The organism is Acinetobacter johnsonii (assembly GCF_048551975.1).
GTDB lineage: Bacteria > Pseudomonadota > Gammaproteobacteria > Pseudomonadales > Moraxellaceae > Acinetobacter > Acinetobacter johnsonii_A.
Genome location: NZ_JBIMCF010000013.1, coordinates 51663 through 74645, shown reverse-complemented (window position 1 = coordinate 74645; position 22983 = coordinate 51663). Strand labels below are relative to the sequence as shown.

The window sequence follows — 22983 nt, the reverse complement described above, 5'->3', positions numbered from 1 at the left end:
ATTACCCCAACAACGCACGCGTACTTAAAATAGGCGTTGGGACAACCACCAATGTTTTCAGCTTATTCAGTTGTTTCAATAGCTCTTTGGCTTTAGGGTCAGGAAGCCGTTGGATCAACAGCATCACATCAGTTAAGTCTTTTTGATATTCAGTATATTGCGCTGAAGCTAAGGCTTGGCGTGCCAACAATAAGCGTAACTGAGCTTCTTTAAGCACAATTTGTCGTTGCATTAATTCTGTTGCAGGTGCTTGTGCAGGTTCGAGCCTCAACCATTGCCTCCAAAAGGGTTCGGAAGTATCGCGTGTGCCACTTAACTGAGGTTGTTGTATTTCTCGACTTAAGACCTGATCAATTTGTTGCAACTGGCGGTTAATCAGCGCTTGCTGCTCATTGCGCTCAGCCACAAACTTCTGAATGGTTTGCATATCTCGCGCTATGACCTGATGCAAACTTTGCTTCAACGCCACAGCCAAGTTATATTTTTCCAGCTGCATATCTAAAAAGGCCAGCTTATCAGTGGCCACCACATACTGCTGTTGCTTTAAGGCAAACTCAACCAAGTCCAGCTGTTGCTTAATAAACAAAATTGGATCAATACCTTCAACCACCAATTCGGCAGGTTCGCTAATCGTCGCATTCGCTGCTGTTGAGTCTTGTTTCAAAGTTCCTTTTTGACGCTGCATAGCCACGACTTGATCGTTCAAATTGGCGCTGCGCTGTTCGATTTGGTGCATTTCATTGAGCAAAGTGGCTTGCTGTGTACTCAGCCCCCACACGTCATAGCTTAGCTTCGCAATCCACGCCAATGCAGCCATCAATACAATGATAAGAATCTTCTTCATGCGTTCCCTTGCTCACTTTGTAACAACTGTACAATCGTGGCTGTCTTTAAATCTTTCAGTACACTCATTTTAAACGACACATGCATTTGCTCTTGATACTGCCTCAAGATCTGTGCCAAACGCTCACCCAACACCAAAAAGTGTCCTTGTTGCAGGAGCTGAATATTTGAGTCCAACAGAGCTAACCAATTCAGCCAACTGGCCTCACTGCTGATTAGTGTGACATAGTAATTATGTTCTGATAAACATTGAATTAGTTCAGCCTGTTGCTGCATCGTTTCATTTGGACAGCGACGCTCATACAAAACAAAGTTCAGTATAAGACGCACGTGTTGCATTAAGGTGTCCATCATAAACTGACGCCCACCTTCTCCTCGCCAAAATGCAATACTCGCATCACTGGCCAAGTTCTGCAAAACAGGCAGTTGTAACATCCCTTCAGAGGTTTCCACCTCAGGCACCACACTATCCAAACCATATTCAGCCAAAGCCTGCGCTGTTTTTTGTCCAACCGCAATCCATTGAATATGCTGTAAATCGGACAACGTTAAACCGCTTTGCAGCAAATGTGCCATACCAAACTGCACAGCACTGGGGCTAACCACTACAATCACTTGGGTGTACACTAGCTGCTGATACAAGCGCTCTAGGTCATGACTCCATGATCTAGGCAACAACTCCAGTAACGGCAATGAATAGACTTCAACAGCCTGTTGCTCTAGCGCTTGAGTGAGGCTTGCCGCACGATCAACAGGACGCGTATTAATAAACAGCATCGTTAAGACATATTAGTGATAAAAGGCTTTGAGTAAGTCACCTGCACCTTGAGCCAATAACTCTTGTGCAAGGACAACACCCAAATGTTCGGCTTCAGCCGCATCACCCGCCACTTGTGCTTTGAGGAGCGTTTGCCCATCTACACTCCCGACACGCCCTTCAAGCTGAATGCGGTTGTCTGCAAAAGTGGCATAGCCCGCAATGGGTACCTGACATCCACCTTCAAGATAAGCATTGAAAGCACGTTCAGCGCGAACACAGGTATCGGTTTCTACATGTAATAAAGGATGAATCAAATCCAATACCGCTTGATCATTTGCACGGCACTCTAGCCCTAAAGCACCCTGACCCACAGCAGGTAAACTCAACTCTGGGCGAATGGTATGACGGATACGTTCTGCCAACCCCAAGCGTTTTAATCCAGCACTGGCCAAAATAATGGCATCGTACTGACCTGCGTCTAATTTAGATAAACGCGTTCCCACGTTGCCACGTAAATCGATAATCTCTAGGTCAGGTCGTTGTTTTAAAATTTGGCATTTACGGCGTAAACTCGAGGTGCCGACCTTCGCCCCTTGTGGCAAGGTATCAAAACTCGCGTAACTATTCGACACAAAAGCATCTAAAGGATCTTCGCGCTCACAAATGACGGCCAGTGATAACCCCTCAGGCAAAGCCATCGGAACATCTTTCATCGAATGCACTGCCAAATCGGCACGACCATCCAACAATGCTGCTTCAAGCTCTTTGACAAATAAACCTTTGCCACCAATTTTTGCCAATGGCGTATCTAAAATTTTGTCCCCTTGGGTAACAAAAGTCACCAACTCTACTGTGAGCCCCGCATGCAATGCTTCTAAACGAGCACGAATATGTTCAGCCTGCCAAAGGGCAAGTGGGCTTTGTCGAGTAGCGATCTTTAGGGTTTTCATAAATTTTAGTATGTGCCAATAAGAATGAAACTATCTTAAACTGAATTTCCCCCATTGGAAATGTATTCAGCCCAAAGCGCCCCGTCTCAGCAGCAGCAGAGCCATTAAATTGGCGTGCTAAAGCCTATGTAAGCGCTCTCGCAAGCCCGGCAAATGTCGTCGACTCACCGCTAGACGCTCATCTAACTCACGGCAACGCACTTGATACTGCCCAGAGTTGACCACTTCAAGCCCTTCTAAAAAGTGAACTGAAACCAAGGCATTACGATGGATACGAATAAAGGCATCCCCAAACTCATGCTCTAAGTCTTTTAAGGTTTCATCAATTAAGACACTGCCATTTTTGTGGCGTACCGTGACATATTTTTGATCCGCCAAAAAATAATAAATATTTTCAATGGGCACCAATTCCACACCACGATAGGTTTTCGCTGCGATTTGATGTCGCTTTACGTTAAATTCGTCCATATTTTCTTTTTGTTTTATCTCGCTCATTTGAGCTTGGGTTAATTTAGTGAGGTGACCAAGCACCTGTTGCAATTCCTGTTGCATCACTGGTTTTAATAAATAACCTTCAGCATGTGACTTAAATGCATCAAGCGCATGTTCATCATAAGCTGTACAAAACACCAAAGCAGGCATCGGCTCAAGCTGGCGCAAATAATGCGCACAGGTTAATCCATCCATTTCTGGCATTTGAATATCTAAAAGCACTACATCTGGTTCATATTGTTGAGTTAATTCAATTGCTTGCTGACCATGTGAGGCTGTTGCCACCACTTGATGTCCGAGCTGACTCACCAATCTAGACAAACGTTCGATTGCTAAAGGCTCATCATCACAAATTAGGATATCCATTTATCTCCTCCCCAACAGTCACCTTGTTTATTTTTATAGGTTCACTGCGGCTTATTTATATTGATACTGCACAACAGTGGTATACATTCCCTCCCCTGCATAGGTTTGAAAACTCACAGTTCGCCCAAAATATGCTTCTAGACGCTGCTTCACATTTTCTATGGCAATACCATGTCCTTGTCTTTTATGAATTGTTTCCTTTGTAAATGGGTTAGTTATGACGATATTAACTTGATTTTGCAATATTTCAATCAGTACACTTATCGTACTCTTAGTTAAAAATTTTTCAACACCATGAAAAATACTATTTTCAAGTAAAGGTTGTAAAGTTAAGAGTGGAATTTGTACCTGCTGACACAATTCGGCATGCTCGATTTTCCATTCAACCTGTAAACGCCCCCCCAAACGAATTTGCTCAATGGCCAAATAACGCTGACACAACTCAATTTCATCACTGAGCTTGACCAGTTTTAACTCTTGGAAACTGGCTCTAAACAGACGTGATAGATTGAGCAACATCTGTTCAGCTTTATCTGGATCAATCGCGATCAAGCTAATCACATTGTTTAAACTATTAAACAAAAAATGCGGGTGGATACGGGCTTGCATAGCCTGCACCCGTGCATTCAGCTCACTGTTTTGCTGCCTAAACCATTGCTCTCTTAGGTACAAATAACGAAAACAAAAGCTGCCTAACAACAAGCCATAACCCAAATGCAAAGCCACATCATTCCATAAGATGGCTGAAGTCAAACCATTGAAACTAAAATTAGCTCCAAAGAAGATCAGTATATTAAGGCTGAGCGTGGTCACCAACACAATGATCTGCAATAGAAAAAAGCCTGACAATAAAGTCATACCGAGACTCAAATCTTGCAACTTTTTTTGTCCATATTGCATCAGCGCAGCAAAAGACAACAAAACCCAATTGATGTACAACATATAGCCCAGCACATGCTCAAACACCAAGTTTGACCAAGACTGTGCTTCGGCTAAAGCCAACAGCATGGCCAACAAATTTCCCCCAACAAATAGTTCCAGCAAATGCGGCCATTGCACGATTTTGCTAAATAAATAAGAGATATTTGGCTTAGCCATACTGGAAGTTAAACTTTGCGCATCTTGAACTTCGGCAAGTTGTCTTGAATTTGTTATACTCATGCGAGTTCTACCGCTTTTTATCTTATTGAGCCGACATGACCACATCTTCTAATTCCTCAAATCCGTCACAAGCCCAAACTTCGGGTATGTGGGGCGGTCGTTTCTCTGAAGCTACTGATGCCTTTGTTGCTGAATTTACAGCATCTGTACAATTTGACCAACGCTTTTATAAACAAGATATTGCAGGTTCTATTGCTCATGCGACCATGCTTGCAAAAGTTGGCGTTCTGACTGAACAAGAACGCGATGACATCATCAATGGCTTAAACACCATTCAAGCTGAAATCGAAGCGGGTCAGTTCGAATGGCGTATTGACCTAGAAGATGTACACATGAACATTGAGTCGCGTTTGACTCAACGGATTGGCATCACAGGTAAAAAGCTCCACACAGGTCGTAGCCGTAATGACCAAGTGGCAACCGATATTCGCCTCTATGTCCGCGATGAAATTGATGCCATTTTAGAATTACTAAAAAAATTACAAAAAGGTATTTTGAGTATCGCTGCTCAAAACACGCATACCATTATGCCGGGCTTTACCCACTTACAAACAGCACAGCCTGTGACTTTTGGTCACCATCTGTTGGCATGGTTTGAAATGTTAGTGCGTGACTCTGAGCGCCTCATTGACTGTCGTAAACGTACTAACCGTATGCCTTTAGGTTCAGCAGCACTGGCAGGTACCACTTACCCCATCGACCGCGCATTTACAGCAGAGTTACTGGGTTTTGAAGCTGTTTCTGAAAACTCGCTTGATGCAGTATCTGACCGTGACTTCGGTATTGAATTCAATGCTGCGGCTTCTTTGATCATGATGCACTTATCACGCATGTCAGAAGAACTGATTCTTTGGACGTCTGCACAGTTTAAGTTTGTAAACATTCCGGACCGTTTCTGTACTGGCTCTTCAATCATGCCACAAAAGAAAAACCCTGATGTGCCTGAGTTAGTACGTGGTAAAACAGGCCGTGTCTATGGCGATTTGATGAGTTTGCTAACACTGATGAAAGGTCAACCGTTGGCGTATAACAAAGACAACCAAGAAGACAAAGAACCTTTGTTTGATGCGATTGATACCGTGCGTGGCTCGCTCATGGCTTTTGCAGACATGATTCCTGCTTTGGTGCCAAACATCGACATCATGCGTGAAGCAGCGCTGCGTGGCTTCTCAACCGCAACAGACTTGGCTGATTACCTTGTAAAAAATGGCGTGGCTTTCCGTGATGCACATGAAATTGTGGGTAAAGCCGTTGCTTTAGGTGTTCAAGAGTCAAAAGATCTTTCTGAATTAACTTTAGAACAACTTCAACAGTTTTCTGATTTAATTCAAGCGGATGTGTTTGAAAAAGCGCTGACCCTTGAAGCGTCAGTCAATGCACGTAACCACATTGGTGGAACTGCACCTGCGCAAGTAGAAGCTGCAATTGAACGCGCCCATGCACGTTTAGAAAAACTTTATGCTCAATAAGGACGTCTAGATATGACTCGACAAGTTTTTTGCCGTAAATATCAAACAGAAATGGAAGGTTTAGACTTTGCACCGTTTCCTGGTGCAAAAGGCCAAGAACTTTTTGAAAGCATCTCCAAGCAAGCTTGGGGAGAATGGTTAAAGCACCAAACCACTTTAATCAATGAAAAACGCTTAAATGTATTTGAACCTGATGCGAAAAAGTTTCTTGAAGAACAACGTGAGAAGTTCTTTAACAATGATGAAAGCTTAGAAAAAGCAGAAGGCTTAAAGCCTGAGGTGTGATAAAGCGTTGCACATTTGAAAAGCTCCGACATCGGGGCTTTTCTTTTTATTCATACAATGTTCTATCTAAGCACGGGTCTAACCAAACCCCAAATAGATGAAATATTGATGACCCAATGACGTTATAAAGAGATTATTTGTATCCAAATAATTAAGTGTAAACATAGCGCTACACAACCATTGCAAAACTCAACATTACACTACAAGAACCTACATGACGCAGAAAAACATCTTTCCTATAATAACATTCAAGGATAGAGGGAAACCTCTTATCTATAACGATAAATATCCCCGATTTTAGTCTCAGATTTCCCCCAAAGTCTGAGATTTTTTTTATCTAAAAATTAAACAACCATTAAAAAGCACAACCGAAGTTGTGCTTGAAAAATAAGATACGCTATTTTTTATTTTTGAATATGTTTTTCAACCTCTTCAAAACTGGTATGACGCACATCTAAACCTTTCACCATGTAAATCACTTGCTCAGAGATATTACGCGCATGATCGCCAATCCGCTCCAATGAACGCAATACCCACATCACATTAATCACGCGGGCAATATGACGTGGGTCTTCAATCATATAAGTCATTAAAGTACGTGTTGCAGACTGATACTCACGGTCAATATCAGCATCAGCCATCATCACACGTAGCGCTTGTTCTGCATCTAAACGTGCAAAAGCGTCTAGGGCATCATGAATCATGACACGGACTTGGTTACCAATATGACGCGTTTCCATATAACCGCGAGGGGATTCGCCATCTTCACATAAGCTTTGCGCAATACGAGCAATTTTCGCCGCTTCATCACCAATACGCTCTAGGTCGGTATTGGCTTTCGACATCGCAATCACCATACGCAAATCAATCGCAGCAGGATGACGACGCGCCAAAATCAAGGTCAAGGCTTCATCAATTTCACGTTCGAGCTGATTCACCGCATTGTCTTTAAACTGAACATCGACCGCTAAGTTGGCATCGGTGTCGAGTAGCGCATGAATTGCATTTGCCACTTGTTGTTCTACCAAACCACCCATGGTCATAAATTTGGTGTTCACATCCTGCAAATCTTCATTGAACTGCGAAGAAATGTGATGGTTTAAAACAGGACTATTTGGCAAAGGACGTACTCCACAGCAACATCATGAGGGACTAAAGATTGAACGATATTAAAACATATCAATTGTGAAGATTTGATGACAAGACCCTTTTATAAGCGTGCTTTGTCCACCAACCATGCATTCATTTCTTGAATATCTTGTTCAGTCAACTTACCCACAGATGCCTTTAAATGCAAGACATTGATCAAGTAGTCATACTTAGCATTGACATAGTCTTGTTTGGCCGAAAACGCATTGCGCTGTGCCAGTAAAACATCGACCATGGTTTTTAAGCCTTCTTGATACTGCGCTTGTGAGGCACGAGAGACGAGGCTGGATGATTCCATGGCAGCTTTACGTGCTTGCAACTTGGCTTGGTCTGTTTCCACTTGTAAATAAGACTTTTTCACCTCGGTATTGGCTTTACGGATGGCGGCATCCAATTCAGCTTCAGATTTTTTGACGTTGACGGCAGCTTTTTGAATCGACTTCTTGGTTCGTCCCCCCGTATAGACATTCCAATTCATCTCAATACCAATCTGATCAAAGTTGCCTTTGGCCGACATAATATTCTCAGGCGTCTGCTCACTATAACCATAGCTTCCCACAGCTTCAATTTGCGGATACAACGCAGCTTGTTCAACCCTTTTTTGATCTTCAGCATAGCGCTGCTGTAAACGTGCCTGCTGAATACCTAGGTTCTGTGCGAGAGCTAAATTAGTCCATGCCGAAAGTTCTGCAGGATAAGGTTTTTGAAACTGAAAGTCTTCACGCAGTACTGCCAAGTTTTCTTGATAAGGCCCGATAATTTGCGCCAGTTGTTCCTGCGCCAAGACCAGTTGTACATGAGTCGCAATGCGGTTAGCCTGTGCGCTTTGGTATTGTGCATTGGCTTCACTCACATCACTTTTTGCCACTAAACCTTCTCTGAGTTTGGCATTCATCATATTCAGTTGTTCAAGTAAGGCTTGTTCTTCTTGTAAATTAGCTGCGGTTAAACTTTGTTGGCGCAGTACATTAAAATAGGCTTCCGTCACGTCTAAAATGTGTTGCTGTCGCTGTAGCTGTAAATTGACTTCACTTAAACTGAGGGAGGTCTTGACTTGTTTCAATCCTTCCCACGCATCCCAACGAAAAAGGGGTTGGCGCGCCGTAATCGCCACTTGTTTGGTGGTGGTCGCATCGGGCATGGAAAGAACCGAACTCACTTGCCCAATGGGTTGATTTTTTCGAGTCACATTGCCAGACAGACTAATGGTAGGTAGTAAGTTGCCTTGAGCAATGCCTAAATTGAGTTGATCTGCTTCATATTGGAGTAAATTGGCTTGCCAGTTGGGATCATTGACTTTGGCGCGTTGTAAAGCGTCGACCAAATCCAAGGCATGACTCCACGGCGCGAAAAACAAAACACAGCTGGCTAGGACACATTTAATCTTCATTTTTTTTGGTCCACCTTTTCACCTCACTGGCCTCGTTCTGAGCAACGATATACTAAAACGAGTTGTCATTATTTTCGTATATTTTTTATTGCACTGGTTACAATAGCACCCAATAATTTGTTCATTATGAAGTAAATATTGAATAGTGTCACAGCCGGTTCAACAAAATCATTCACAATACTACACATTAAAAATTCCATCCCCCCTATAAAATGAGGTACGGAGAAAAGGAGTTTCTCTACTATGTAGTCGCTGAACTGAGTTTTTGATCGAGTCGCTGTGAATCATTCTTCTTTATTTTCGCTTAAACCTTACGTACTGATTTTCATGTGCGCGCTGTTGGCTGCCTGTCAAAAACCTGAACCTGTCAGCTTTCAAGAGCCCGCACAAATTGAAGCGTCTTCAACTCAAACCTTAGACTTAACCGACTTGTGCCAAAAAATTGATAAAAACATGTCAGAAATAGGTGCGCAGCGTACTACTTTTGCTTTAGAGCAAATCAATCAAGATCTTAAGCTGTGTTTGCCTTTACTCGGTTTTCCACAACAAAAGCATTTATTGGGTTTATCCAATAAAATGTACCATGACTTTTTATCGGTCGAACGTACGCCGCAACAGCAGCGCGCTTTTGAAAGTTATGCTCTAGAAATGGCGCAACATCCGACCATTCAACAAAGTCTTTTTGAGCAACTGACCATTCGTGACCAATACCTTATCAAACACCAAGGGCAGTCTTATGTCGAGCTGTTTGATGCAGGCGAAGGACAAGTGCATTACCGCCGTAGCCCTGAATATTTAGCCAAAATTTTTGCGCCTTACCTACCTGTCGCTGAGCAAGAGTTTATTGAACATCTGGCGACACAGAATCAATACCCTGCCGTGATTGGAAGTCAGGTCAAAATTGATGCCAAAGAAATTGTAGATCGTGCGCTGTATTGGGAAAGTTATTTACAGCAATACCCAAAAAGTAGCTACCACCAAGATGCACGTCATCTATTGAACCTATATAGCACCCTCTTGTTTATCGGACTGGATGCTCAACGCGTTTACGACGGCTATACCGTGCATAGCAATTATTTGGAAGAAATTGAGCGCCTAGCCGAATTAAAAAATTCAAGTGTGACGGATCAAGCGCGCTTATTTTTAAAGTTCGTGAAACTCAGCCCTGAACAAAGAGCGGCTCAAATCATCTTGCCTGCTTCCGCCCATGCACAGCGCCTAGGTGCAGATCAACTCTTACAAAGACAATTGGCGCATTTTATTCAACTACGTATGGTCCAACCCGATCAAGGCAAAGACTGCTTAAGCGATGCCATTTGCTTAGAACGTTGAACATATCTCCTTTCACACTTTGAATAAAAAGGTCGCTGTTTTTAACAACATTGCATGTTAAGATGATGCATCGCTTGACGGAGCGCGAGTAATTGCTCGCTGAGATCAGCTAAGACTTTTCAATAAAGTTTTGAAGCTGAGTACCGTTGAACCTGATCAGGTTAAGACCTGCGTAGGAATCAAGCCATCTAAAAACTGAACGCCTTTCATTGAATTATTTCCAGTAGAAATACATCCGTTGCATTTGTATCATCAAATCAACAACACACAGAAATAGCTTCAATTGCCATCGTTTTTGGTCGTGCTTGATTCGTTGATGTCATTCATAAGGATCATTGCAATGAACCAGTTAACGAATCTTTCCGCTGAAATTTCAGCACAACATGAACAAGATGCCAAAGATCTGACCCGTATCTTGCCTGCCTCTAAAAAAGTCTATATCCAAGGTTCGCGCCCAGACATTCAAGTCCCCATGCGTGAGATTGAACTGACCGAAACCCCAACAGGCTTAGGCGGTGAATACAATCCACCAGTGATGGTGTATGACACCTCTGGTGTGTATACCGACACCAATGTCAGTATTGATCTAAACAAAGGTCTACCGAATGTCCGCGAAAATTGGATTGAAGAGCGCAACGATACCGAAATGTTAGACAGCCTCAGCTCAAGCTTTGGTCAAGAGCGTTTACGGGATATTCGTACCGCTGATATTCGCTTTGCGCATATTCAAAAACCACGTCGGGCCAAAGTAGGTCACAATGTCACGCAGATGCATTATGCCAAACAAGGCATCATTACTCCTGAAATGGAATACATCGCTATTCGTGAAAATCAGCGTCAACGTGAAGGGGTCGATGCACGTCAACACGCGGGGCAAAACTTTGGTGCGCATAACCTGATGGAAATCACGCCTGAATTTGTGCGCAAAGAAGTGGCTGAAGGGCGTGCGATTATTCCTGCCAATATTAACCATCCTGAAATTGAACCAATGATCATTGGCCGAAACTTCTTGGTGAAAATCAATGCCAATATTGGTAACTCAGCTCTCGGCTCTTCAATTGATGAAGAAGTCGCAAAAATGACGTGGGCAACCCGTTGGGGTGCAGACACCATCATGGACCTCTCTACTGGGAAGAATATCCATGAAACACGTGAATGGATTATCCGTAACTCACCTGTTCCGATTGGTACTGTACCGATCTATCAAGCTTTAGAAAAAGTTGATGGGGTAGCGGAAGACCTGACGTGGGAAATCTTCAAAGACACGCTGATCGAACAAGCTGAGCAAGGCGTAGATTACTTCACCATCCATGCAGGCGTCTTATTACGTTATGTTCCGATGACAGCAAATCGTCTCACTGGTATCGTGTCTCGTGGCGGTTCGATCATGGCGCAGTGGTGTTTGGCCCATCATAAAGAAAACTTCCTCTATACCCATTTCGATGAAATCTGCGAAATCATGAAAGCCTATGATGTGTCATTCAGCCTCGGCGATGGCCTACGTCCAGGATGTATCCAAGATGCCAATGACGAAGCACAGTTCTCTGAATTACGCACTTTAGGTGAGTTGACCCATCGTGCATGGAAACATGATGTGCAAGTGATGATTGAAGGTCCAGGACATGTACCTATGCATATGATCAAAGAAAATATGGATCTACAACTTGAAGTCTGCCAAGAAGCGCCCTTCTACACTTTAGGCCCATTAACCACCGATATTGCACCGGGTTATGACCATATTACTTCTGCGATTGGTGCGGCGATGATTGGCTGGTATGGAACTGCCATGTTGTGCTATGTCACGCCTAAAGAACACTTGGGCCTGCCGAACAAAAAAGACGTCAAAGATGGCATCATCACCTATAAAATTGCAGCACATGCGGCAGATTTGGCCAAAGGTCATCCGGGTGCGCAAGTTCGTGACAATGCCCTGTCTAAAGCACGTTTTGAATTCCGCTGGGAAGATCAGTTTAATCTCAGCCTTGATCCAGACACGGCGCGTAGCATGCATGATGAAACCATGCCGAAGGAAGCGCACAAATCTGCGCACTTCTGTTCGATGTGCGGTCCCAAGTTTTGCTCGATGAAAATCACCCAAAATGTGCGTGATTATGCACAAAACCAGCAAAACGCTGCGCTGAATAAAATTCAGCAAGAAGAAGTCGAAACCGGTCTCGATAGCATGAAAAAACAATTCCATGCAAGCGGACAAAACTTGTACCAAAAAGTGTAAGTTGATAAAAACCTTTTGTAATCATACGATTCTCAGTTAGGATGAAATGATAAATTTCATCCTGATTGCGCTTTATGAACATAATTAAGCAAGCTACATATCACCGTGAAGATGTCCAAATTGTAGACAGAGCCTTTGTTTTTCAGGGTTTTGTTCAAGTAGAAAAAGTAAATTTACGTCATCGCCTGTTTAATCAAACTGAGTACACCGCTGTGATTTCACGTGAGCTTATTCAGCGCCCTGAAGCTGCAGGTGTCTTAATTTATGATAATGCACAACAAAAATTTGCCTTGATTGAACAATTTCGTATTGGTGCTATGGATGACCAAGATTCAGCTTGGCAGCTGGAGATTATTGCGGGAGTACTCGATGGTGATGAATCACCTGAAAGCTGTATTCGCCGTGAAGCATTAGAAGAATCAGGCTGTCAGATTGAACACTTACAACATCTGTTTAGCTTTTATCCTTCAGCAGGTGCCTGTGCGGAACTGTTTCATCTGTATAGTGCTGCGGCCAATTTACCCGAACAAGGTGGTGTATTTGGTATGCCCGATGAAGGTGAAAATATTTTATTACACCTGATTGATTATGCGCAGATCGATACATTACTTTCCAACGGTCGGCTCAGAAATGCGCCTGTCATAATGGCCTTGCAATGGCTACAACAACAGATTAAAACGACAAGGAATGTCTAAGGGGTCAGACATGACTTTAAATAATGAAAAAAGTTGGAACATTATCCAAATTTCAGATACGCATTTGATGGATCAAGATCATCTGGAGTTTGTACGTATGAATCCAGAACAAAGCTTTCATCATGTGATGCAATATATTGTTGAGCGTCATCCACAGCTGAATGCCATCGTCCATACGGGCGACTTGGCACAAGTACCTGTGTCTCGAACCTATAAACGTTATTTAGACTTTATGCAGAGCTTAAAGACGCCGTTTTATCAAGTTCCGGGCAATCATGACAATGCCGAGCACTTCCCTTTTCATCAGCAGCAAAACAAAGTTCATGTGATTCACTTCGGCCCTTGGAGCTTGGTTTTACTCAATAGTGCTGTCAAAGGTAAAATTGATGGCTGGGTCGATGAAGCACAATTGAACCAACTGCAACAAATCCTACAAGAATTTGCCCAGCAACACATTGTGATTGCCTGTCATCATCATCCTTTTGAAATGCAGTCAAAATGGATTGATCAACATAAACTCAAGAACACCCAAGACCTCACTGCGGTTCTTGCCAAATACCGCAATGTCAAAATTGTGCTGTCGGGACATGTCCATCAAGAATCATGGCGTGAATGGCATGGTATTCAGTTTTACTCGACGCCGTCTACCAGTGTCCAATTTAAGCCTTTAAGCGATCATTTCGCCTTAGATGAGCAAGCACCAGGTTATCGTATTTTACAATTAAACGCAGATGGCAGTCATGAAACCCACGTAGAACGTGTCTTACACGCACAGCAAAAAATAAATGTTGAAATTTCAGGTTATTAACTTTTCATTTTTATCGTTTTCAATTACCTTAGTTGCTCTTACGAAAAAGTGATCAATTTAATCCAAACATCAAAGACTATCAAAATACTTAAAAAGTCTATATGATGACGACCCCCGAGGGTGGAATCTCCTCGAGGGTGGATAAAAACACTTGCATATCACCATATTTTTTGCGTATTAAAGATACGTATATGATGAGGATTGCCCTAAATGGCGAATGACAACCAAAATACTGTCTTAGACGAACAAACTGATGTTGTAGATGAAAAATCTACAAAACGTGTGCGCAAAACTAAGCCTAAAGCGACTGACGGTGGTTCTACTGCAAGCTTATTTGGTATTGAACCTTATCAGCCGAAAAAAAATGAAGAATACATGTCTGAAGGTCAGCTTGAGCACTTCCGCCAAATTTTGTTGGCATGGAAAGCAGAGTTGATGTCAGAAGTTGACCGCACACTCAACACCATGCAAGACGAAAACACCGCTTTGCCTGATGTGAATGACCGCGCGACACAAGAAGAAGAGTTTGCAATTGAACTACGTACACGTGACCGTGAACGTAAACTCATCCGCAAAATCGAGCAATCAATTGAAGCGATTAAAAACGATGACTATGGTTTCTGTGAAACCTGTGGTATCGAAATTGGTCTGCGCCGTTTAGAGGCTCGTCCAACTGCGACTTTATGTATTGACTGCAAAACACTGGCAGAAATCAAAGAGAAGCAAAATAACGGTTAATCATGTTATTCAATAATCCTCCCCCAACCCCTCCTTTACAAAAGGAGGGGGAAAACAGGATGGCTTATGTGGGCCGGTTTGCGCCATCGCCAACCGGCCCTTTGCATTTTGGTTCACTCATCACCGCCGTTGCCAGTTATTGCGAAGCAAAAGCACATCAAGGTACATGGTTGGTTCGTATCGAAGATACCGATATCCCGCGTATTTACCCTGGCAGTGAAAGCCATATCTTGCGTTGTATTGAGGCTTTCGGCTTTCAGCCCGATGCAGAGATTATTTTCCAAAAAGATCGTCTCGACCTATATGAAGACGTGATTCAACAACTGCATCAACTCAAACTTGTCTATGCCTGTCAGTGCACCCGCAAAATGCTCGGTTCTAACCACATTTATGCAGGCACCTGCCGTGACCTTGCTCTGCCTTTTGAGCAACAAGCCATTCGCGTCAAAGTGGAAGATGTCGAGATTTGTTTTGATGATGCTCTGCAAGGCAGACACTGCTCACAACTGGCACACGAACTCGGTGACTTTGTATTGAAACGCCGCGATGGAATTATCAACTATCAATTAGCTGTAGTGGTAGATGACTATCTACAAGGCATCACCCATGTGGTCCGTGGTGCAGATTTATTGGATAATACCGAGCGACAAATTCATTTAGGTCAGCTGCTAGATTACCCACGTCTTAGCTATATGCACCTGCCTTTAGCCATGAATGATCAAGGGCAAAAATTGTCTAAACAAAATATGGCACAAGCGCTGGATCTTAACCAAGCACCAGCTCTACTCGCTCAAGCAATACGCGCTCTAAATCAGCCAGTTGTCGAACTAGACCATCCTAAACGAATGTTGCAACAAGCCATTGCACAATGGGATGTTTCACTGATTCCGCACCGTACTACCCTGCACGGTATCTATTTATAGCAAAACCATCGCGGCAGAAACTCAACACTACGCATAGCGCGCAACGTTTCAATTGAAGAAAATTCAAAAAATTAGATTATTACAGTCACATTCATCATGAAAGAATGATGGATAAATACGCTGATGAGAAACACAATTTAGGAAGGGCTCAAACGCTATCCGCATAACGAAAAGTGAGTTTCGTCTGCAGATAGCGTGATGAAAGAACAACCGGCTTAGAAGCTGGATTCTTCTTTGGTTGGATTGGCACTTTGTGTTGTTGCATCAATTTTCAAAATCAAACTGATCATCACTGCGCACATAATCAGTGATGAACCACCATAACTAATGAAAGGTAGGGTCAAACCTTTGGTTGGCAGCATGCCCATATTCATACCTGCGTTTACTAAAATTTGCAGTAAGAAAATAATCGATACCCCATATGCCAAATAACCGGCACGCAGGTACTGATTCGTCAAGGCACGATGACCCACTTTGATACAGCACAGCAACATGGTAAAGGACAGAATTAAGACAGTAGTGATCCCGAAAAAGCCAAACTCTTCGCCTAAAATGGCCAACATGAAGTCGGTATGCGCTTCAGGCAAGTAGGCCATTTTCTGTACACTGTGGCCAAGCCCTACACCAAACCATTCACCACGCCCAAAAGCCATTAAGGCATTGGAAAGCTGGTAACCAGTACCTAGTGGATCTTCCCAAGGGTTTGAGAAAGACATTAGACGTTCAAAACGGTAAGGCTCAAATACAATCAGAAAGACAAAGGCCGCAAAGATTGCACCAAAAGCCATACCAAACTGAATCAGCGGCGCGCCAGCAAGGAAGAAGATACCGAGCATCATCAAACTAATCACTACGGTTGCACCCAAGTCGGGCTCCGCGATAATCAAACCCACCGTCAACAGCATAATAATACCGAGACGGATCAAACCTTTGATATTGTTTCGTACTTCTTCTGCACGGCGTACCACATAGTCCGCTGTGAAAATGGCCATCATCACTTTGGCAACCTCAGAAGCCTGCAAGGTAAAGCCCGCAACACGAATCCAGCGGGTTGAACCATTGACCTCCGTACCGACAACCAATACGGCAGCCAGCAGTAAGATGGTCAAGATCCACAGTGGGAAGGTGTTATTGAACCAAACATTGAGCGGAACTCGGTATACTGCATAGGCCAAAACGCCCGCCACCGCGATTGAAATCCCGTGACGAAGGACATAGTGGAATGAATTTTCATGAAGGCGTTCAGCATACGGCATAGAAGCCGAAGCTACCATGATCGAGCCTAAACACAGCAACGCTATCACACAAAAGATCAATACATTACGCGGTGTCACTTCACTGGGTACACGTGGCGCCCAACGGCTATAAAACTGGTTAATTTTATTGATCGTTGTCTGAGCAAACTCAGCCATCTCAATTTCCTTATTATTTTTAGTGGAGTTCTTGCACACAAGCGACAAACTGATGTCCGCGCTGTGGGTAACCACTGAACATATCAAAACTTGCACATGCAGGTGACAATAATACGACATCGTGGGCTTGGGTATGGGCTTGGCAAAGTGCAACCGCCTGCTCTAAAGTGTCAGCATGCAGTAAAGTCGTTGTTCCTGCCACGGCTTTTTCAATCAATATTGCATCTTCACCAATCAATACCGCCACTTTCACATATTTGCTCAAAGCTTCACGTAAGGCACTAAAGTCTTGCCCTTTACCTTGACCACCTAAAATGATCGCAACTTTGCCACCTTTGGCCGCAATTGCTGCACCTAAGCCATCAATTGCAGCTAAAGTTGCGCCGACATTGGTTCCTTTAGAGTCATTATAGTAACGGACACCGTCAACGTCTTTCACAAACTCACAGCGATGCTCTAAGCCTTTAAAGCTTTTCAGCGTTTCCAACATCGACTCAAGCGGAAGATTAATCGCTTCACCCAAAGCTAAACAGGCTAAAGCATTGGCAACATTGTGTGTGCCTTGAATATACATCTCTGCACTATTCAATAACCGTGTGCGGCCACGAGCCAACCAAATCGTACCATCATCATCTCTTAACACACCGTACTGATTCATATCAGGAGCATTTAAACCAAAGCTTTGCATTGGTGTAGCATCAGGTACCAAAGGACGAGTGAGCGAGTCATCACGGTTATGAACAACTTTTTTCACACCTTGGAAAATACGATGCTTCGCGGTGTGATAACCCATCATATCGCCATGACGGTCAAGATGGTCTTCACTCATATTCAGCACCACCGCAACCTCAGCCTGTAAATTTGATGTGGTTTCTAACTGAAAGCTGGATAGTTCTAAAATGTATAAATCTGGCTCATCTTTGGTTAAATCCAAGGCTGGGCGACCAAGGTTACCGCCTACCGCGACTTTCACGCCTGCATGTTCAGCCATCAGACCAATTAAGGTCGTCACGGTACTTTTTGCATTCGAGCCCGTAATCGCCATAATTGGCTTATCTGTTGCACGGCGTAGGATTTGAATTTCACTCACCACGGGAATGCCTTTGGCAATCGCAGCTTGAATTTCAGGTAGTTTCGGATCGAGCCCAGGGCTAATAACGATTTCTTCAGCAGACAACAACAGTTCCGCGTCAAACTGACCAAAACTGGTTTGTACCTCTGCTGGAATTTGGTCATGACCGGGCGGGGTCGATCGGGAGTCCGTTACTGCAACGCGGTAGCCTTGGTTATGTAAAAAATTGACCGCTGCAACACCAGAAATGCCGAGCCCTGCAACGACCTTAAGTCCACCACGTTGTATTAACATTTTTGCCCCATGCTTGGTCTGAGATTTATCTGCGGAAATGTTAGCACTTTGCTGTTTTGAATGCTTTTTCTGTTTTGACTTTCCCGCACTTTTTTTGTGTCAGTGCGTAAAAAAGCCGTCCCTCTTGGACGGCTTTTTTATTTGTGAGTAAAAATCGTTTTATTTCCACTTCACCGCCTGAACTTCAGGCTTTTTTGCACTGCTGTCTTCTGTCGCTGGGCAGGCACAGTTTCCGCCACACCCGCCAGCCATTGAAGGCTTTAACCACGTTGCTAAACGGGTCCAACCGCGTGCTTCACATAGCTCCGCCAAAGATGTGAAAACTGAACCTGATGTCTGAGGAAATACTTTCTTAAACACCACCACTGCACTCCAGATCACTAGAGCAGCAACAATTAGAATTTCAATCATTTCAATCTTCTCGCCTATTTACGCCGATTAGCACAAATAGTGCGTTGCAATTTGATAGGTCAGGAATGACATGAAATAAGCCAAACCAAACAAGTAAATGGTCATAAAACTCACGGTTTTCCATGAACCTGTTTCACGTTTGACCGTCGCTAAAGTCGCCAAACAGTGCGGTGCATAAATAAACCACACCAATAAAGACAGACCAGTCGCTACCGACCAGCCGAGCTCACCGCCACTACTGATGAGTGAAGCCAAACCTTGTGACATGGCATCTTCATCAACAGCGGATAAGGCATATACCGTACCTAAAGCTGCCACCACGACTTCACGAGCAGCCATGGCTGGAATCAAGGCAATACAAATCTGCCAGTTGAAGCCCAGCGGTGCAAAAATTGGTTGCAGTAAATGACCGAGCATACCGGCAAATGAATAATCAATTTCAGGTAAAGTCGCGCCTTCAGGAGCTTGCGGGAAGGTACACAAGAACCACAGCAAAATAGACAACGCGAAAATGATGCCACCCACGCGACGTAAGAAGATCTTGGCACGGTCAAGTAAACCAATCCAAATATTCTTTAAGTCAGGGAAACGATAGCTTGGCAACTCCATCATCAACATATGTTGTGACTTGTCTTTATGGAAGAATTTCAGAACGAAAGATACACACAGTGCACTGACAATCCCGGCCATATATAAAGCAAACAACACTAAACCTTGCAGATTAAAAATACCCCAAACAGTTTGTTCAGGAATAAAAGCAGCAATTAACAAGGCATATACAGGTAAACGTGCAGAACACGTCATTAACGGTGCCACAAAAATTGTAGTCAAACGGTCATGCGGATCACTAATGGTACGCGATGCCATGATGCCCGGAATTGCGCAGGCAAAGCTAGACAAGAGCGGAATAAAGGCACGCCCAGAAAGACCTGCTTTAAACATCAGCTTATCTAGCAAAAACGCGGCACGCGGTAAATAACCCGACTCTTCCAATACCAAGATAAAGAAAAACAAAATTAAAATCTGCGGCAAGAACACCACGACACCGCCCGCACCCGCAATAATCCCGTCTACCACCAAACTGTTAAGTAAAGGATGGCTAATAGACCCACCGATGGTTTCACCCAGCCAGCCAAAGAAGGTTTCAATCCCATCCATAAACGGCGCTGCCCAAGAAAAAACGGCTTGGAAGACAATAAACATCATTACCGCAAGGCTAACTAGACCCAAAACTGGATGTAGAAAAATCTTATCCAGAAAATCAGTTCGCTTGTCTTCTTCATCGACGTACTGCACGGCGTCATGTAATAAATTTTCTACTTTCTCATGTGCAGTGTCGCCTTTTAAGCCCGTCAACTCGGTATAAGGCACGGCATATTTGCCCTGCTCTAAAGCACTGAGCAAGCTTTCAATACCCGAATTACGCACCGCAACGGTTTCAACGATCGGTACACCCAAGCGCTCAGAAAGCTTTTGGGTATTGATTTGCATGCCACGGCGACGTGCTTCATCCATCATGTTTAAAACGATTAACATTGGACGGCCCAATGCAATCAGTTCAATCACTAAACCGAGGTGAAGTTTGAGGTTAGTTGCATCAACGATACATAAGAAAGCATCTTGCTGACCTTCTTCTGCAATTTTCCCCATCACCACGTCACGGGTAATCATTTCATCAGGGCTAGTCGCATCTAAGCTATACGTCCCTGGCAAATCCAGAACGCGAACTGCTTGACCTGAAGGAAGAGTAAATTGACCAACTTTACGCTCAACCGTAACACCCGCATAGTTACCTACTTTTTGGCGCGTTCCAGTGAGATGGTTAAATAACGAAGTTTTACCGCAGTTTGGATTACCTACAAGGGCAACACGCAAGGCATCACTCATCTAGGTGCTCCTTCGACTTGAATTTCAATTTTTTCAGCTTCAACTTTTCTTAAGGCGAAACGTGTAAAACCCACTTGGATTAAAATTGGATCGCCACCAAAAACACCTTTGGTAATCACCTGTACTTTTGTACCTGCGACAAAGCCTAATGTTTCAAGACGACTAGCCACCAAATCAGTCTGAGCTTCGCCATCCAAAGTATGATTCACTTTGTTAATGATGGCAGTTTGTTTGACTTTTAAATCAGATAAACGCACCGCATCCAACCCTTTAATATTTTGAACAGTATACAAACAAATGAGAATAATTACCAAATCAGATTCGATAATGATTCGCATCTGTTATAACACATCGACAAGCGAGAATGATTACACTACATTGAATAAAACCCCTATTCCTTGTTTTGTCTTTCCGTGATGATGTGCTTGAGAGCTTTATGTTAAATAAAAAACCGCGTGTGCCTGCGCCTGTTCAAATTCCAACTCAGCTCAGTTTTTTACACGGCTTTAAAGATTATCTCATTGCACAAACCGTCAGCCCACACACCCGGAATGCTTATCTCTCTGACTTATTGCAGTGCAGCGAGTGTAGTCGGGTGAGCATGCCTGAATGGAGCAGTGACGATGTCGCCGATGTTCTGCTGACCCTCACCAAGCAAGGCAAAAGCCCGCGCTCCATTGCGCGCTGTCTGTCTGCTCTGCGTTCTTTTTTTAAGTTTCTACGGGAACAAAAACTGCGTTCAGACAACCCTGTCGCACTACATAAAACACCCAAAATTGGCCGTGCACTGCCTAAAGATTTGTCTGAGCAAGACGTGGATGCCTTAATTCAAGCTCCAGATATTGAAACTGCTCTCGGACTTCGTGATCGTGCCATGTTTGAAGTCTTATATGCCTGTGGATTGCGTGTATCTGAGCTCCTGAATCTACGCCTAGACTTAATCAATTTAAAACAAGGCTATTTAAGGATTACGGGTAAGGGCAATAAAGAACGCTTGGTACCTTTGGGACAAATCGCAGTGGAATGGGTCGAAAAATACTTAATTGAATCCCGTCCGCAATTATATAAATCTGCAACCGACTATCTGTTTTTAACTCAACATGGCGGCATTATGAGTCGGCAAAACTTTTGGTACGCCATTAAACGCTATGCCTTACAAGCAGGGATTCAAGCTGAACTGTCTCCACACACCTTAAGACATGCTTTTGCAACGCATTTACTCAATCACGGTGCCGACTTGCGTGTAGTACAAATGCTATTGGGACATAGTGATCTGTCCACGACACAAATTTACACCCATGTCGCACAAGTGCGTATGCAACAACTACACGCCAGCCATCACCCAAGGGCTTAAGGTCTTGATTCATAACTTAAAGCTGTTTTTAGCACGAAGACTACGAAGTATTACCGAGTCCTGTACTTTTTTTGCTATGCTTGGCGCTCTGTTTTTATAAAGTCAAAAGAAAAAGGGTTATCTATGTTATTTACCCGTAAACCATTGTTTATTGCCTGTGCTATTGCTTCAAGTGTTCTATTTACAGCATGTTCAAATAACACTGAAGAAAAAAAACAAGACTCTTTAACAGCAAGCGCGCCAGCCACAGGTGAAGCGTCTACTTTGACGGAACGCAATGCAAAGCAACGTTTAATTGACACCCTTCAAAAGCATTTCAAAACAGCCAATATCAATGCCAAAATCATCGATATCAAAACCACTGAAGTGCCAAATTTATTTTGGGTCAATCTTGAAGGGATGAGCTCGGTTTATACCACGGCAGATGGTAAATATATTATCCAAGGTGATGTGATTCGCTTGGGCGATAAAACCCTCCACAACGTCAGCGACAACCTGCAAGCTGAAGCCAACAAAAAGCTTCTAGCTGGACTGAAAACTGAAGATCTGCTGGTTTATAAAGCCAAAGGTAAGACCAAACATGTGGTTTATATCTTTACCGATGCCAGCTGCCCTTACTGCCATAAACTGCACGAACACATCCCTGAAATCACAGCTCAAGGCATTGAGGTGCGTTACATTGCATGGCCACGTGGCGAGCAGTTCATGCCAGCCATGGAAAGTGTGTGGTGTAGCACAGACCGTCAAACTGCCTTTGATCAAGCGATTTCAGGTGTTCAACTTCCACCGGCGACCTGTAAAAATCCAGTGCGAGATCAATACCAGTTGGGTCTGAACATGGGCGTAAATGGGACACCTGCGATCTACAATGAAGATGGTGAATATCTCGGTGGTTATTTGGCCCCAAGTGAACTATTAAATCGCCTTAAATAACTAATTTTTATTTGTTATTTAACTAA

At 43.5% G+C, this 22983-nt stretch carries 22 protein-coding genes and 1 riboswitch; of the genes, 10 read left to right on the top strand and 12 right to left on the bottom strand.

The features are described 5' to 3' along the window. Nucleotide 1 precedes the first annotated feature (1 nt). The 5 genes from ACG9ZB_RS11135 to ACG9ZB_RS11115 all read right to left on the bottom strand — a co-directional run bounded on the left by ACG9ZB_RS11135 (nucleotide 2) and on the right by ACG9ZB_RS11115 (nucleotide 4617). The gene (locus ACG9ZB_RS11135; RefSeq protein WP_419325823.1) at nucleotides 2–844 is read right to left on the bottom strand and encodes a hypothetical protein; all 843 of its coding nucleotides are present in this window, start codon (nucleotides 842–844) and stop codon (nucleotides 2–4) included. After that, nucleotides 841–1620, bottom strand: coding sequence for a uroporphyrinogen-III synthase (locus ACG9ZB_RS11130; protein ID WP_419325821.1), 780 nt, complete (start codon nucleotides 1618–1620; stop codon nucleotides 841–843). The genes ACG9ZB_RS11135 and ACG9ZB_RS11130 overlap by 4 nt, the downstream gene beginning before the upstream one ends. Nucleotides 1621–1632: 12 nt before the next feature. Continuing rightward, nucleotides 1633–2553: a hydroxymethylbilane synthase gene (hemC, locus tag ACG9ZB_RS11125; RefSeq protein ID WP_419325819.1), complete on the bottom strand. Its 921-nt coding sequence runs from the start codon at nucleotides 2551–2553 to the stop codon at nucleotides 1633–1635. A 117-nt stretch (nucleotides 2554–2670) separates the two neighbouring features. Beyond that, complete coding sequence (locus tag ACG9ZB_RS11120; protein ID WP_114837602.1) at nucleotides 2671–3411, bottom strand: LytR/AlgR family response regulator transcription factor; 741 nt, start codon at nucleotides 3409–3411, stop codon at nucleotides 2671–2673. Between the two features lie 51 nt (nucleotides 3412–3462). Then, on the bottom strand, nucleotides 3463–4617 hold the full coding sequence (locus ACG9ZB_RS11115; protein WP_419325817.1) for a sensor histidine kinase: 1155 nt from the start codon (nucleotides 4615–4617) through the stop codon (nucleotides 3463–3465). On the opposite strand from ACG9ZB_RS11115, the gene argH reads away from it, so the two are divergent. Together argH and ACG9ZB_RS11105 are read left to right on the top strand one after the other, a co-directional pair. After that, on the top strand, nucleotides 4608–6041 hold the full coding sequence (gene argH / locus ACG9ZB_RS11110) for an argininosuccinate lyase (protein WP_004692796.1): 1434 nt from the start codon (nucleotides 4608–4610) through the stop codon (nucleotides 6039–6041). The two genes, ACG9ZB_RS11115 and argH, sit on opposite strands and share 10 nt — an antisense overlap. A 12-nt stretch (nucleotides 6042–6053) precedes the next feature. Then, nucleotides 6054–6326: an oxidative damage protection protein gene (locus ACG9ZB_RS11105; RefSeq protein ID WP_010325715.1), complete on the top strand. Its 273-nt coding sequence runs from the start codon at nucleotides 6054–6056 to the stop codon at nucleotides 6324–6326. Nucleotides 6327–6730: 404 nt separating this feature from the next. Here ACG9ZB_RS11105 and phoU read toward each other — a convergent pair whose 3' ends face one another. Both phoU and ACG9ZB_RS11095 read right to left on the bottom strand, forming a co-directional pair. Next, complete coding sequence (phoU, locus tag ACG9ZB_RS11100) at nucleotides 6731–7447, bottom strand: phosphate signaling complex protein PhoU (protein ID WP_004692799.1); 717 nt, start codon at nucleotides 7445–7447, stop codon at nucleotides 6731–6733. 89 nt (nucleotides 7448–7536) lie between these two features. Continuing rightward, a complete protein-coding gene (locus tag ACG9ZB_RS11095; protein WP_125280612.1) occupies nucleotides 7537–8865 on the bottom strand; it encodes a TolC family outer membrane protein in 1329 nt (442 codons plus the stop codon). 279 nt (nucleotides 8866–9144) lie between these two features. Here ACG9ZB_RS11095 and ACG9ZB_RS11090 point away from each other — a divergent pair, with 279 nt between their 5' ends. From ACG9ZB_RS11090 to gluQRS, 6 genes are all read left to right on the top strand, one after another. Continuing rightward, nucleotides 9145–10197 carry a hypothetical protein gene (locus tag ACG9ZB_RS11090; protein ID WP_419325814.1) on the top strand — a complete coding sequence of 351 codons (1053 nt, stop codon included), beginning with the start codon at nucleotides 9145–9147 and terminating at the stop codon, nucleotides 10195–10197. 68 nt (nucleotides 10198–10265) lie between these two features. Beyond that, nucleotides 10266–10393: riboswitch (TPP riboswitch) on the top strand. A gap of 144 nt (nucleotides 10394–10537) precedes the next feature. Beyond that, complete coding sequence (thiC, locus tag ACG9ZB_RS11085; RefSeq protein ID WP_419325812.1) at nucleotides 10538–12430, top strand: phosphomethylpyrimidine synthase ThiC; 1893 nt, start codon at nucleotides 10538–10540, stop codon at nucleotides 12428–12430. 74 nt (nucleotides 12431–12504) lie between these two features. Continuing rightward, the gene (locus tag ACG9ZB_RS11080; protein ID WP_419325810.1) at nucleotides 12505–13125 is read left to right on the top strand and encodes an NUDIX domain-containing protein; all 621 of its coding nucleotides are present in this window, start codon (nucleotides 12505–12507) and stop codon (nucleotides 13123–13125) included. Between the two features lie 10 nt (nucleotides 13126–13135). Beyond that, nucleotides 13136–13933 carry a 3',5'-cyclic-AMP phosphodiesterase gene (gene cpdA, locus ACG9ZB_RS11075; RefSeq protein ID WP_419325808.1) on the top strand — a complete coding sequence of 266 codons (798 nt, stop codon included), beginning with the start codon at nucleotides 13136–13138 and terminating at the stop codon, nucleotides 13931–13933. 210 nt (nucleotides 13934–14143) lie between these two features. Next, the gene (gene dksA, locus ACG9ZB_RS11070) at nucleotides 14144–14671 is read left to right on the top strand and encodes an RNA polymerase-binding protein DksA (RefSeq protein ID WP_004692816.1); all 528 of its coding nucleotides are present in this window, start codon (nucleotides 14144–14146) and stop codon (nucleotides 14669–14671) included. A gap of 2 nt (nucleotides 14672–14673) precedes the next feature. Then, a complete protein-coding gene (gene gluQRS, locus ACG9ZB_RS11065) occupies nucleotides 14674–15594 on the top strand; it encodes a tRNA glutamyl-Q(34) synthetase GluQRS (RefSeq protein ID WP_419325806.1) in 921 nt (306 codons plus the stop codon). 215 nt (nucleotides 15595–15809) lie between these two features. On the opposite strand, the gene ftsW is transcribed toward gluQRS, so the two are convergent. The 5 genes from ftsW to ACG9ZB_RS11040 form a co-directional block, all read right to left on the bottom strand. Then, complete coding sequence (gene ftsW, locus ACG9ZB_RS11060; protein ID WP_419325804.1) at nucleotides 15810–17006, bottom strand: putative lipid II flippase FtsW; 1197 nt, start codon at nucleotides 17004–17006, stop codon at nucleotides 15810–15812. 19 nt (nucleotides 17007–17025) lie between these two features. Beyond that, on the bottom strand, nucleotides 17026–18372 hold the full coding sequence (gene murD, locus ACG9ZB_RS11055) for a UDP-N-acetylmuramoyl-L-alanine--D-glutamate ligase (protein WP_419325802.1): 1347 nt from the start codon (nucleotides 18370–18372) through the stop codon (nucleotides 17026–17028). Between the two features lie 159 nt (nucleotides 18373–18531). Then, nucleotides 18532–18783, bottom strand: a complete 252-nt coding sequence (locus tag ACG9ZB_RS11050; protein WP_419325800.1) for a DUF6587 family protein — start codon at nucleotides 18781–18783, stop codon at nucleotides 18532–18534. Between the two features lie 27 nt (nucleotides 18784–18810). Further along, a complete protein-coding gene (feoB, locus tag ACG9ZB_RS11045) occupies nucleotides 18811–20670 on the bottom strand; it encodes a ferrous iron transporter B (RefSeq protein ID WP_419325799.1) in 1860 nt (619 codons plus the stop codon). Then, on the bottom strand, nucleotides 20667–20927 hold the full coding sequence (locus ACG9ZB_RS11040) for a FeoA family protein (RefSeq protein WP_010325703.1): 261 nt from the start codon (nucleotides 20925–20927) through the stop codon (nucleotides 20667–20669). The genes feoB and ACG9ZB_RS11040 overlap by 4 nt, the downstream gene beginning before the upstream one ends. A 179-nt stretch (nucleotides 20928–21106) precedes the next feature. On the opposite strand from ACG9ZB_RS11040, the gene xerD reads away from it, so the two are divergent. Next, on the top strand, nucleotides 21107–22024 hold the full coding sequence (xerD, locus tag ACG9ZB_RS11035) for a site-specific tyrosine recombinase XerD (protein ID WP_010325702.1): 918 nt from the start codon (nucleotides 21107–21109) through the stop codon (nucleotides 22022–22024). A gap of 123 nt (nucleotides 22025–22147) precedes the next feature. Next, entirely contained in the window at nucleotides 22148–22957 is an 810-nt protein-coding gene (locus ACG9ZB_RS11030; protein WP_419325797.1) for a DsbC family protein, read from the top strand. Nucleotides 22958–22983 lie beyond the last annotated feature (26 nt).

Coding starts and splice junctions, on each gene's coding strand:
- ACG9ZB_RS11120 (WP_114837602.1), bottom strand. CDS start 3,411: ATGGATATCCTAATTTGTGATGATGAGCCTTTAGCAATCGAACGTTTG.
- thiC (WP_419325812.1), top strand. CDS start 10,538: ATGAACCAGTTAACGAATCTTTCCGCTGAAATTTCAGCACAACATGAA.
- ACG9ZB_RS11030 (WP_419325797.1), top strand. CDS start 22,148: ATGTTATTTACCCGTAAACCATTGTTTATTGCCTGTGCTATTGCTTCA.
- gluQRS (WP_419325806.1), top strand. CDS start 14,674: ATGTTATTCAATAATCCTCCCCCAACCCCTCCTTTACAAAAGGAGGGG.
- xerD (WP_010325702.1), top strand. CDS start 21,107: ATGTTAAATAAAAAACCGCGTGTGCCTGCGCCTGTTCAAATTCCAACT.
- argH (WP_004692796.1), top strand. CDS start 4,608: ATGACCACATCTTCTAATTCCTCAAATCCGTCACAAGCCCAAACTTCG.
- dksA (WP_004692816.1), top strand. CDS start 14,144: ATGGCGAATGACAACCAAAATACTGTCTTAGACGAACAAACTGATGTT.
- ACG9ZB_RS11050 (WP_419325800.1), bottom strand. CDS start 18,783: ATGATTGAAATTCTAATTGTTGCTGCTCTAGTGATCTGGAGTGCAGTG.
- murD (WP_419325802.1), bottom strand. CDS start 18,372: ATGTTAATACAACGTGGTGGACTTAAGGTCGTTGCAGGGCTCGGCATT.
- cpdA (WP_419325808.1), top strand. CDS start 13,136: ATGACTTTAAATAATGAAAAAAGTTGGAACATTATCCAAATTTCAGAT.
- ACG9ZB_RS11080 (WP_419325810.1), top strand. CDS start 12,505: ATGAACATAATTAAGCAAGCTACATATCACCGTGAAGATGTCCAAATT.
- hemC (WP_419325819.1), bottom strand. CDS start 2,553: ATGAAAACCCTAAAGATCGCTACTCGACAAAGCCCACTTGCCCTTTGG.
- ACG9ZB_RS11130 (WP_419325821.1), bottom strand. CDS start 1,620: ATGCTGTTTATTAATACGCGTCCTGTTGATCGTGCGGCAAGCCTCACT.
- ACG9ZB_RS11105 (WP_010325715.1), top strand. CDS start 6,054: ATGACTCGACAAGTTTTTTGCCGTAAATATCAAACAGAAATGGAAGGT.
- ACG9ZB_RS11135 (WP_419325823.1), bottom strand. CDS start 844: ATGAAGAAGATTCTTATCATTGTATTGATGGCTGCATTGGCGTGGATT.
- ACG9ZB_RS11095 (WP_125280612.1), bottom strand. CDS start 8,865: ATGAAGATTAAATGTGTCCTAGCCAGCTGTGTTTTGTTTTTCGCGCCG.
- feoB (WP_419325799.1), bottom strand. CDS start 20,670: ATGAGTGATGCCTTGCGTGTTGCCCTTGTAGGTAATCCAAACTGCGGT.
- ftsW (WP_419325804.1), bottom strand. CDS start 17,006: ATGGCTGAGTTTGCTCAGACAACGATCAATAAAATTAACCAGTTTTAT.
- ACG9ZB_RS11115 (WP_419325817.1), bottom strand. CDS start 4,617: ATGTGGTCATGTCGGCTCAATAAGATAAAAAGCGGTAGAACTCGCATG.